Raw genomic sequence first — 10,544 nt, 5'->3', positions numbered from 1 at the left:
AGCATTTTCGGAGGAGTCTGCGCGCCTTCCACTACAATCAACAGTGGTCATAAACAACATTTGGCACTAACAGAGCCTTTCTAAAAAAGAGAGCTCAACTCAAAAACGAAATGCTTTTACATTCAGACAGATACAATAAATCTAGATTTTATCAAACTGTCAATCGTTCTCTTTTCTCTTCGACGAGGGGCATGACATCTTTCGCGAAACGCTCCATTTCCTCTAACTGAGGTGAGAATTGGAGAAGAAGCAATCCTAGTCCAGCCTCTTCATACTGTAAAATTCGTTCTGCAATCTGCTCTGGTGTGCCCACCAAGTTTGGTCGCAAACCACGATTGGAAACGGAATAATCCTGAAGCTGGATCTGTTGTTCGAGCTGAGATTTGCTCGTGAAATCCTTAAATCCTGCGTAGGCGCTCGATTCCTTCACATATGTGATTCGCTCCAATTCACCCAGCGCTTCTTCCTCGGTATCCCGGCAAATGACATAGGCCGCCATTCCGAACTCTGACAGTTCTGCATTCCCCGTAGCAGCTCTGCGAATTTTCATATCGGTAATTTTCCGCTGAATTTCCTCAACCGTACCTCCATGCATCACATAAGCATCGCATTTCTCAACAATCGTCTGTTTTCCCTTCTCGCTTTCTCCGCCCGCGTACTAAAATCGGATTGGGACGCTGAACCGGTTTTGGAAATAGCTGTGTATCTTTCAGTTGATAAAATTTTCCCTCATACGAAAAACTGTATCCGCTCCAAAGTCCCTTTAAAACATCGATGAATTCCGTGGTCCTTTCATATCTCTCATCATGCTCGGTGAAAATACCTCCGTACTGGCGTGCTTCTTCTTCCCACCAGGCAGAAACGACATTCAGAGTGAAACGTCCGTTGCTAATCTGGTCTATATTTGCGGCCATCTTTGCAGTGATAGCCGGATTGTGAAAGCCAGGACGGACAGCAGCCATAATTTCTTTTTTTCCGTAACAGAAGCAAGTGCGGCAGCTGTTGTCCAGGCTTCAAGTGAATCATGCTCGGGTCCTTTAATATCATTTAAGTACAGCTCAGCGATTAATGATGTAGAATAACCCAATTGCTCTGCTGATTTGATCACCGTCTTAGCATATTCAAAAGTCGGTGGCATCTTTTCGTCTTCAACATTCCTTAACCATCCGCCAAAAATTGGCAGCCAAAATCCATACTTCATTCCTAATCTCTCCTATGCTCATTTAATCTCGACTTTACCAACCTGTTAAGTTGGTATTATTTTAAAAAGATAGAGACTTAACAAAGTCTCTCAAAAACAAAAGCTCCCTTCACTAAGAAGAGAGCTGTTAAAAACTCTCTCCTTATCTTTCGAACAAAAAGTTCGCAGGAATTGGCACAGTGTTCTAATGAACCTGTTGCCGAGGTTTCGCAGGGCCTTTCCCTCCACCTCTCTTGATAAGAAGACAATATGTATTAAATTTTAGTTCAATAAAGTGATAATATTCTAAATTTAAATAAAAGTCAATTCGTATACCGAAATATTTTACAATATTATAAGGAGTGCTCAAGCATAAACCGGTTCACACGCTCTGCTGCTTCTGTCAGTCTCTCCGGAGGCTGTACCATCGCGATACGAACATAGCCCTCGCCTTGTTTGCCGAAAGCGTCACCAGGGACGACTGCAATTCCTTCCTGTTCAATCAATTCGAAAGCAAAATCACGGGATTTCCATCCGGCAGGTATTTTCGCCCAGACAAACATCGTTGCTGGGGAATTAGCGACCTGCCACCCGCTATTTCTTAATCCGGAAACTAAGGCATCCCTACGAGCTTCATATTGCCTTACCTGGTCCTGCAGAAACGAATAATCAGAAGTCAAGGCAGCAACTGCTGCCATCTGGATCGGATAAAAGATCCCATAGTCGATATGTGATTTAAAAGAAGCCAAGATATCAATGACTTGTGGATTGCCTACCACATAGCCAATTCGGCAGCCTGCCATATTAAACGTTTTCGAGAGCGAATTGAACTCTACACCCACTTCCTTAGCACCAGGCACTGACATGAAACTGATTTGCGGGTTTCCATCATAGATAAGCTCAGAATATGCAAAATCATGCACAACCAGGATATTATGCAGCTTGGCAAACTGGATAACCTCTTCGAAAAAGCTATGGTCAGCAAGCGCAGTAACAGGATTTCCCGGGTAGCTTAAAACCATCATTTTCGTCTTATGTAAAACGTTTTCTGGAATTTCATTAAGTTTAGGGAGAAATTTATTCTCTTCAAGCAGTGGCATTGGATGGATGAGCCCGCCAGCAATCGTTACACTAGCTTCATAGATTGGGTACCCGGGATCCGGCACAAGTACATAATCACCTGGATCAATGATCGCTGTGGCAAGATGAGCAAGTCCATCCTGAGAACCCATAAGCTGCAGGACTTCATTTTTATCATCCAGTTCAACACCATAACGCTGCTGATAAAAATACTTAACTGCCTCATTGAATTCACTGATCCCTTTCAATGTATACCCGTATCTTCCAGGATCCTTCGAATATTCAACCAGGGTATCAACTACAAATGAGGGTGGCGGGAAATCCGGGCTCCCGATGCTAAGATCGATCACATCTTTCCCTTTCAAAACAGCAGCCTGCTTTCGATCTACCACCTCCTGAAAGATGCTGGAAGTCATTTTTCTAATTTTTTCTGATCCGTAGAGATTCATGGACATTCCCCTTTACTGTGAATTTGCGTCATGTTGCTGTTCTTTGAGAATTCTAATTTTTTAAAATATAAATTCGATTATAACAGTCTCACATTTACAGTTCCAGAATCTTTTTTTATTCTTCTGAATTTTTGACTTAATAAAGTCCTCTGCCCATGCCACTCTTTTAATAGGTTTTCAAAAAGGCATGCGATGATCATCTTATTGCAATGGTAGGTTCCAAGCTTATATTAATGGTAAAATGAAAAAAATGTTAAATATTTAGAAGGAGTGAAAATAATTATGGATACTCAAATTACTACAAAAATGAAAATTTCAAAGCCCGCTCATGAGGTATATGAAGCATTTGTAAACCCTGTAAAGATGGCTAATTTCTGGTTTTCATCCGGAACAGGAAGAATGGAACCAGGAAAGACGATAATCTGGAGGTATGATGAATACAATGCAGAAGGTTCCGTCCATGTGTTGGAGGTCGAAGAAAATAAGAAAATCGTGTTTTCATGGGGAGCAGAAAATCAAGAAACAATTGTTACAATCACACTGAAAGAGATGGACGATACGAGTACCATTGTTGAAGTGATCGAATCTGGTTTGATAGCAGATGATCCTGAAATAGTAAATAAAATGATCCAGCAAAAAGAAGGTTGGGTCTATATGCTAACTTGTTTAAAAGGATATTTGGAAAATGGCATGAGTAATTTAAGAGCATCATTGGTGCATTAAGAAGGAAAATGACTAGGGTATTACTTCTTGGCAATACAAAGAGAAAATAATACCCTTTTTGTGACACCTTTTTGCGTTACGATAACAAATCAAAATCAATTGACTTTCTAAATAAATGTTTCATAGGATACTGCATATTCCTTAAAACCATTTCTCGCGTATAATTTTTTCGCATGATCATTCCATGAATAGGCATGTAATTTAATTCTATTAATCCCTTTATCTTTCATCCAATTTACCGTCTCGTCTAATAGTCTTTGTCCCAGACCATGTCCTCTAGCGGCATCCTCCAAAAATAGTTCATCAAAAAGACCCATCCTGCCTGTTCCATTATCTGCTGCTTCATTTTCTTCAAAAATTCTGCCTAAGGCATATCCAACGGGTGTTCCTTCTAATTCTGCAATTAAGATTAGCGTATCGTCATTTCTACTATTAAATGTTTCATATGCATTCTGTTTTATTGTATTAATAACGCTTTCATAATTATCGTATGTACATTCGTTTGAATGGTTATTTCGATTGAAGTTGCTTAATTTAACTGCATACTCGATAAAAATATCTCTGTCACTATCTACGGCTTGCCTGATCTCTACTTTCATTCACTTTCCTCCGTTTTAAGCTAGTTCGTTACTTCTCAGGATTTTCCTATACAATGATTTCCCAAATTATGTTTTATTAAGATCTCTAGTATGACACTCATCCTGATGGCTACAATTCCATTTTAATGGATTTAGAGATTAAATGTAAAAAAATGAGCCGTTGAACAGCTCATTTTTTTACAGGGATGCTATACGACTCAGCAACTATTTCGAGATGATTTTATCAATAATCCCGTATTCAAGGGCTTCCTGTGCACTCATGAAATAATCACGGTCCGTGTCTTTCGCAATTTTTTCAATGTGCTGCCCTGTTCGATCAGAGATGATGGAGTTTATATGCTCACGAAGCTTGAGAATTCTCCGTGCCGAGATTTCGATTTCTGTGGCCTGCCCCCTAGCTCCGCCAAGCGGCTGATGAATCATGATTTCACTGTTTGGCAGGGCGTATCGCTTTCCCTTTGTACCTGCGAGCAAAAGCATCGCTCCAAATGAGGCTGCCATTCCAATGCAAATCGTACTGATATCAGGCTTGATATATTCCATCGTATCAAAGATGGCGAATCCAGCTGAAGTTGAACCTCCAGGACTGTTGATATAAATCGAAATATCCTTTTCAGGATTATCCGCTTCAAGGAATAACAGCTGAGCGATGACACTGTTCGCTACCTGATCATTAATTTCATCACCAAGCATGATGATGCGGTCTTTTAAAAGTCGAGAATAAATGTCGTAAGACCTTTCTCCCCTGTTTGACTGCTCGATAACATATGGAATTGTACCCATGATATTTCCTCCCTTTTCTGATTAGGCTGCCATTTTGAAAGAAGAGAGAGCAGAACTTGAATGCATGACCATAGCCATTTTTGGAGCAGCAAAAAGAGATGGGATTTCACGTATATTTTCTAACAGGACCTCAGGATCTTGTGCTTGAAGAGATTCGCTCAACAGGCTTGAAAGGAGCTTTTCTTCCCCTTCATCCTGTAACGAGTCCACATCACGAAGAGTTCCTTCTTTTTCAAGCCGTTTTCTCGCACGATGCAGCGATCCTTTAACTGCCATTTCAGTCATCCCCAGCAAACCTGCAATCTCCGCTGATTGAAATCGGAATGCTTCCTTAAGGATGAAAATAACTGACTGCTTAGGTGTCATTTTTTCCATTAACAGCTCAACCGTTTCTGCCGCGCTGTTCTGTTTGAAAGCAGCCTCTTGCCCTGAAAAATCTTCTGGAATCCCTGGTACCTCATGCTTCCGCTTTCTAATCGTGTCCACCCAGTGATGGTAAGCAATTTTTTTCAGCAAGGCAGAATTAATTTGGGATGATTCATAGTGCTTAATTGCCTTAATGATCGTTTCTTGAAACAGATCATCTCCATCCCAGCCATTTTGAGCCAGGAATTGACAATACTGCTGCAGGCGGGGATAAAACTGAGTTATCTCGCTGTTTCCCCTTGTCTCCTCCTGTATATCAACGGCCTCCAAACGCTTTTTGGTTTGCATTCTGTTCACTCCTTTAAACCTCTCTGATCCTTAAACGAATGAAGGGAGAGAAAAAGATACGCCCTGAAAAATTTTTTTCAAATAACAAGAAAAAGTTATAATCCTACTTCCTTTTCAAGCATTATATGAGAAAATACACAGATTTGATGTTATGTATAATTTTTACCTCATTCACATTGCTGAGCTGTTTATTAGATTGCCCGAACCACTTTACCACTCTAAAGCACTGGGGGTCTGACCCCCAGCGCGGTGGTGTGCTAAAGGACTTCTTTTTTCTTTTGTTCTTTGTCCAATGCTTCATCCTGATTTACCTTGGATTTTTTAAATGTCCAATTAACAAGGAAGATCCCTATAAAAATGAGTGTTCCTCCGGCGTAGACATACCAATTCACCACTTCATCAAGAAGCATCCAGCCTGTGAGGACACCGAAAAAAGGTGCAAGGAATAGAAATGCACTTGTCTTTCCAGGGTCTCCTTCGTTGATTAGGTAAAACCATATCGCAAATTGAACAATCGACGCCATAATGGCGAGCCATAAGATAATCGATACCGACATTAGATTAATAGACAGCTTGGGTGCTTCAATTGTTATTCCCATTATTAATAAAATGCTGCCGCCAAATAGCATCTGATAAGCCGTTAACACCCAGACATTAAATTGGCTGCCCCATTGTTTGATCAGTATCGTCGCAATCGACCAGGATACTGCTGCACCTAACCCAAGGAGCGTGCCAGAAGTCAGCTGCAGATGAAATCCCAATGTGACAAAAACGCCAATAAAGCCGATAATCGCACCTAGCCATTGCATGAATCTGTAACGTATTCCCAGAAACGCTGTACCCATAATGACAACAATCAGTGGATTGCTAAAAGTGAGAATGGAAGACTCTCCAGCGGTTATTGTTCGTAAGCTTAGAAAAATGCATCCCATTACACCAGTTGTTTGGAACATACCAATTATGAATACCTTTGCCCACTCAGTAAAATTTACTGGCAGCTGTTTTTTCCTGACCAGCACTGACATAATCAAACCAGCCAAAGTGAATCTTAAGCCGACCAGCAATAACGGGGATACATATGTTAAGCCGATTTTTCCCACGGTAAAAGAAGATCCCATAAGAAAGGTCGTTACTACAACAAGGACTCCAAAAAGTACTGGATGAATGGTCCTGTTAAAACTAGAATCTGACAATGTAAAATCCCCTCCCTAACTCGTTGTCAGTATCTCTCTATATTCTTCTTTTTGCAAAAGATATCCTTTATTAGGGAGAGATTCGGAAGCTAGATCATTAAAGACCGTGCTCATTCCCCTTTAGAATTCTTCATTTCGAAACGCTTTTATTTGAGTCTTTAAAGAGGCATACACTCCAACTGCTGCGTTTCCGTAGAAAAACCCCATGAATATACCTGCCCAAAGATTATTTGGATGAGCAATGAAAATGGAGATGATAAATCCTATTAGATTAGCCAGCGCCGGAACTAATGGTTTACGGATATGCATTAAGATTTTAAGAAGCTGAGTCGCTAAAATGATTACTGGCACCGCTACAACTGCATCCCAAAAATTTGTATGGATAATAGGAAATGCTTCCATTATTGCACCTCAACCTTGTTGTTATTTTACTAAGTGATGAGCCTTGAAGCACCATGATCTCTTATTGCATCGCTTCACTTATTTTATTATGTGCTTTTCTATGAAAAATCTTCTCTATTCATAAAAAAAGACATTCCCAAAAAGGAAATGCCTTTTAAAAAACATATGGATATTACATTAACCACTTAGAAGTATTCCAAACTGAAGAGGAAAAATGCAGGAAGCACGAGCCACGAATGAAATCCCGTACTACATGTTCCATCCATGAACACTATAATTCTAACTTTAATCGATCGCTTCCACCCGGTTTTCCTGCTCCTGGAATAGTTCCAATAATGGAATAATGAAACCATCAAATTTATCAACATCATTAAGAGATATCCATGAAACGGCAAGTAAATCGTCATTGTCTTCAATCGTTTGATCGTAGCCAAGTTCCCCGCCGATAATTTCCGCTATAAAGGTATATTTGAATTCATCTTTATTAAGGAGCCTTATTACAACAGCATCATAGCCCGTTTCCTCTTTTACCTCTCGGATACATGCTTCTTCTGGAGCCTCATTCCCTTCCATACCACCACCTGGAAAATTCCAGACAATCCGTCCACTTGATACGTATTGTTTGACCATTAAAAGTTTGCTATCGCGAATTATTAGAGCCTGAGAGACCATGCTCTTCACCCACTTACCAATATTTTTTACAAGCTATTAACTTTAACAAAATAGTCCATAACCTTCTCGGTCTCTATCATTTCATCCGTTTCAACGAAGCCGAGTTTTTTATAAAATTGAATAGCACCTGCGTTTTCCGGGACTACTGAAAGACGGACCCTTTGACAATCAGGATGCTCAGAAATAATCATTTCAATGATTTTTTCCATCGCGAGCCTTCCATACCCTTTGCCCTGGTAATCTTCCCCAATCATATACCTTGGTACCCAGTGCCGATCATAGTCTTCATTTTCTGGAATATACTCAACAGCAGCCAACCCTACTACCGTATCACCATCACAAATAGCATACGGTGTGAATTTGGGATCTACATAAGCCCAGGCAATCGTAGCCAAATTCCTTGCGACAAATTTCTTTTGATCCTCAGATACTTCCAGTCTCGCACAGGCTCTGATATTATCCTGAGTAACTGGCATGATTTTAATATTTATACTCATCTCTCTAGCCCCCGTTCTTCCTTCCTAAAATAATTCGCTAAAAAGTCGATTTCCCCTTTTTCCGCACAGATTCCTTTCATATCCACTTTCAGAAATGTGCTACCTTAGTCATTCAATCACCTCAACCCCAACAATATCCGTAAACTTTATGGACATTGCTGTCCCGTCTTTGCTAACCAACCGGACCTCTTTTTTTATAGGGTCAAGATAATGGACCAATCCTTGTTCTACTTGTGTAAATCCGTCCTCCCACTTCGAAAGAACTACAGGGTATGTATACTCCATCGCGTAACAAATGCGGTTTTCCAGCTCTTCGATTTCATACTCGTCCAGTAATGGTTTAGCCTGGCGAAGTTCATCGCGAGCAAGTTCTCGCAATAATGCCCGGTGTTCAGGTGCAAAATGTGCAGGTAAAAACTTCAGCAATCCTCTGTCACGTATTCTCATATGTATCAATCCCTTCAACTGCCTTCGCTGTTATTATAACCCGAACAAACGTTCTTAAACTATTTATTTTTGGGTTATTAATTAGACAAATGAAAGAATGAATGTAAAAATTAAACAACTTTTTAATGTAAATACAAAAGACCAGCTAAATAGCCGGTCTCCAAATCAAGCAATTACCTCGTGATATTTAAAATAAGTCGATAATTTGGATTCAACATGAGATTTCCAGTCATCAAGCGGAACATCCAAGTCCTGTAACACCTTATAAGCATGAACCCATGCACTCATTTCGGCCGTTATTCGGTAAGACCAGTCATTCAACCATAAATCATAGTTAAGTTCACCATTAACAAAGTCTATTAGATGCCCGATTTCATGGGCAAAGGCATAAATATTTTCCAGAGTCGTTGATAATGGAATCGTAATGGACATGTTAGGATTAAAATTAATTTTTTTCTTAGAATCGAGAATCACCTTGCAGTTCAACTTTTCCGCCTCTTCTACTAAACGTAAAAAAGTGCCATATGTCACCATACCTTTTCCCCTTTTGCCTAATAGTTTTTCTCTCTATTATATACATTTTCATAAAAAGGTATACCGCTTTTTCTTAATTTTCTGAAAAGATGTTCTTCTGATAATGCTGCCCTCATGATCTGCGATCCACTAGAACATGATTACAATTGGAAAAAATCGCTGTAAGTGCCTGTACATGTTTTAATGTCAGGAAAAAATGACAGGAAAATTCCTGCAAATATGTCCTAAAAGTTGTATGAGTAACTTCGTGTATAAGAAGTTTTTATAACTAAGGTAATCATTGCAGATAATAATGTAAGTATGTTTTCTAGAAAGTTTAGGAGGTGGTAATCATCAAAATACTAAAATTCCCCGTTTTGTGTATTATTTATACTTTCTCAATTTCCTGCGGAGTTAAAGCTAACTACACAAGCGAAGAATTCCAAAAGTCATTTTTCAATATTGGCTACAAAGAGGTTTACGACGCATTACAAGAAAGTAATGAGCATTTCAAACGGAATATTGCTTTGCCAGTGCAAATGCCTCCCATTGAATTCACACACAGTTTTGGAAGGCTTAATGATTTGGATGGTGACACTAACGATGAGTTTGAAATTGAATACAGACATATAAATAATCCCAAAAATCACTATATGATTTGGGTTAAACCAGTAAAGCACGGTTTACCAATTAGAAAGGAGCATATTGATCAAACCTTCGAACTTAAAGATGGAACCAAAGCGAGTTATAGTACCAAAATCGCAAGAAGGTTTAATTTACTGGTATTCGAAAAGAATGGTTGGCAGTATGTTTTAAACATTAATAAAGCTATATCTGACCAAGTAACACCAGAAATTTTAGTAGAAATAGCTAACTCAGTAAATCCATAATCAGAACCACGTTAATAAGCATCGGTTTTAATGACCGATGCTTTTGTTTGCTGTTTCCAATGTTAAATTAACTGATAAATGTGTAGTTCTTGATGGTGAAAAACTAAGTTTTCCTTCCGATAATTGAACGAGCCCCTTAAAATCTTTTCGCGGTTTTTTAAAGTTTAAAAGGAATCAAAAACCGATCTCACCAGAAACCTGAACAGGAGAAACAACAGACGAAACGGAAGAATAATCAATTCCGGTATCCAGAACAGGACATCACTTACAAAATCCCATAGTCCATAGTTCTTTTCTTGCTTTTTCATCCTTCTTTTTTCCGCCCGTTTTTCGATAAACATGATGTGTTTCTCCTTATTATTAATTGGCTCTCTTAAAAAAGACTGTTGTTTTTCGTTCCAG

13 protein-coding genes, 1 pseudogene and 1 riboswitch are annotated in these 10,544 nt (G+C 39.3%); of the genes and pseudogenes, 2 read left to right on the top strand and 12 right to left on the bottom strand.

Features of this window, described 5'->3' with window-relative positions; translation table 11 throughout:
• Positions 1-151 precede the first annotated feature (151 nt).
• Both V7201_RS19380 and V7201_RS19375 read right to left on the bottom strand, forming a co-directional pair.
• A pseudogene (locus tag V7201_RS19380) lies at positions 152-1,201 on the bottom strand (LLM class flavin-dependent oxidoreductase).
• Between the two features lie 139 nt (positions 1,202-1,340).
• Positions 1,341-1,444: riboswitch (SAM riboswitch) on the bottom strand.
• Between the two features lie 89 nt (positions 1,445-1,533).
• Entirely contained in the window at positions 1,534-2,709 is a 1,176-nt protein-coding gene (locus V7201_RS19375) for an LL-diaminopimelate aminotransferase (protein WP_335378408.1), read from the bottom strand.
• A gap of 282 nt (positions 2,710-2,991) precedes the next feature.
• Between V7201_RS19375 and V7201_RS19370 the strand changes: the two genes are divergently transcribed.
• Entirely contained in the window at positions 2,992-3,432 is a 441-nt protein-coding gene (locus tag V7201_RS19370; protein WP_335378407.1) for an SRPBCC family protein, read from the top strand.
• A gap of 107 nt (positions 3,433-3,539) precedes the next feature.
• Here V7201_RS19370 and V7201_RS19365 read toward each other — a convergent pair whose 3' ends face one another.
• From V7201_RS19365 to V7201_RS19325, 9 genes are all read right to left on the bottom strand, one after another.
• Positions 3,540-4,031, bottom strand: coding sequence for a GNAT family N-acetyltransferase (locus V7201_RS19365; RefSeq protein ID WP_335378406.1), 492 nt, complete (start codon positions 4,029-4,031; stop codon positions 3,540-3,542).
• 204 nt (positions 4,032-4,235) lie between these two features.
• Positions 4,236-4,814, bottom strand: a complete 579-nt coding sequence (gene clpP, locus V7201_RS19360; RefSeq protein ID WP_335378405.1) for an ATP-dependent Clp endopeptidase proteolytic subunit ClpP — start codon at positions 4,812-4,814, stop codon at positions 4,236-4,238.
• A 21-nt stretch (positions 4,815-4,835) separates the two neighbouring features.
• The gene (locus V7201_RS19355) at positions 4,836-5,528 is read right to left on the bottom strand and encodes a sigma-70 family RNA polymerase sigma factor (RefSeq protein ID WP_335378404.1); all 693 of its coding nucleotides are present in this window, start codon (positions 5,526-5,528) and stop codon (positions 4,836-4,838) included.
• 257 nt (positions 5,529-5,785) lie between these two features.
• Positions 5,786-6,694, bottom strand: a complete 909-nt coding sequence (locus tag V7201_RS19350; RefSeq protein ID WP_335378465.1) for a DMT family transporter — start codon at positions 6,692-6,694, stop codon at positions 5,786-5,788.
• Positions 6,695-6,841: 147 nt separating this feature from the next.
• Positions 6,842-7,123 carry a hypothetical protein gene (locus V7201_RS19345; protein WP_335378403.1) on the bottom strand — a complete coding sequence of 94 codons (282 nt, stop codon included), beginning with the start codon at positions 7,121-7,123 and terminating at the stop codon, positions 6,842-6,844.
• 285 nt (positions 7,124-7,408) lie between these two features.
• Positions 7,409-7,795 carry an NUDIX hydrolase gene (locus V7201_RS19340; RefSeq protein WP_335378402.1) on the bottom strand — a complete coding sequence of 129 codons (387 nt, stop codon included), beginning with the start codon at positions 7,793-7,795 and terminating at the stop codon, positions 7,409-7,411.
• Positions 7,796-7,821: 26 nt separating this feature from the next.
• Positions 7,822-8,292, bottom strand: coding sequence for a GNAT family N-acetyltransferase (locus tag V7201_RS19335; RefSeq protein WP_335378401.1), 471 nt, complete (start codon positions 8,290-8,292; stop codon positions 7,822-7,824).
• 108 nt (positions 8,293-8,400) lie between these two features.
• The gene (locus tag V7201_RS19330; RefSeq protein ID WP_335378400.1) at positions 8,401-8,739 is read right to left on the bottom strand and encodes a YolD-like family protein; all 339 of its coding nucleotides are present in this window, start codon (positions 8,737-8,739) and stop codon (positions 8,401-8,403) included.
• 165 nt (positions 8,740-8,904) lie between these two features.
• Positions 8,905-9,273, bottom strand: coding sequence for a hypothetical protein (locus V7201_RS19325; RefSeq protein ID WP_335378399.1), 369 nt, complete (start codon positions 9,271-9,273; stop codon positions 8,905-8,907).
• A 323-nt stretch (positions 9,274-9,596) separates the two neighbouring features.
• Between V7201_RS19325 and V7201_RS19320 the strand changes: the two genes are divergently transcribed.
• The gene (locus tag V7201_RS19320) at positions 9,597-10,142 is read left to right on the top strand and encodes a hypothetical protein (RefSeq protein ID WP_335378398.1); all 546 of its coding nucleotides are present in this window, start codon (positions 9,597-9,599) and stop codon (positions 10,140-10,142) included.
• A gap of 164 nt (positions 10,143-10,306) precedes the next feature.
• Here the strand turns inward: V7201_RS19320 and V7201_RS19315 are convergent.
• Positions 10,307-10,544, bottom strand: a 238-nt coding sequence (locus V7201_RS19315; protein WP_335378397.1) for a hypothetical protein, incomplete at its 5' end; no start/stop codon positions are given.

It is taken from the genome of Bacillus sp. JJ1122, assembly GCF_036964885.1.
GTDB lineage: Bacteria > Bacillota > Bacilli > Bacillales > Cytobacillaceae > Mesobacillus.
This window is presented reverse-complemented; position numbering and strand designations above follow the sequence as displayed.

Coding starts and splice junctions, on each gene's coding strand:
- V7201_RS19345 (WP_335378403.1), bottom strand. CDS start 7,123: ATGGAAGCATTTCCTATTATCCATACAAATTTTTGGGATGCAGTTGTA.
- V7201_RS19355 (WP_335378404.1), bottom strand. CDS start 5,528: ATGCAAACCAAAAAGCGTTTGGAGGCCGTTGATATACAGGAGGAGACA.
- V7201_RS19330 (WP_335378400.1), bottom strand. CDS start 8,739: ATGAGAATACGTGACAGAGGATTGCTGAAGTTTTTACCTGCACATTTT.
- V7201_RS19370 (WP_335378407.1), top strand. CDS start 2,992: ATGGATACTCAAATTACTACAAAAATGAAAATTTCAAAGCCCGCTCAT.
- clpP (WP_335378405.1), bottom strand. CDS start 4,814: ATGGGTACAATTCCATATGTTATCGAGCAGTCAAACAGGGGAGAAAGG.
- V7201_RS19335 (WP_335378401.1), bottom strand. CDS start 8,292: ATGAGTATAAATATTAAAATCATGCCAGTTACTCAGGATAATATCAGA.
- V7201_RS19325 (WP_335378399.1), bottom strand. CDS start 9,273: ATGGTGACATATGGCACTTTTTTACGTTTAGTAGAAGAGGCGGAAAAG.
- V7201_RS19340 (WP_335378402.1), bottom strand. CDS start 7,795: ATGGTCTCTCAGGCTCTAATAATTCGCGATAGCAAACTTTTAATGGTC.
- V7201_RS19365 (WP_335378406.1), bottom strand. CDS start 4,031: ATGAAAGTAGAGATCAGGCAAGCCGTAGATAGTGACAGAGATATTTTT.
- V7201_RS19375 (WP_335378408.1), bottom strand. CDS start 2,709: ATGAATCTCTACGGATCAGAAAAAATTAGAAAAATGACTTCCAGCATC.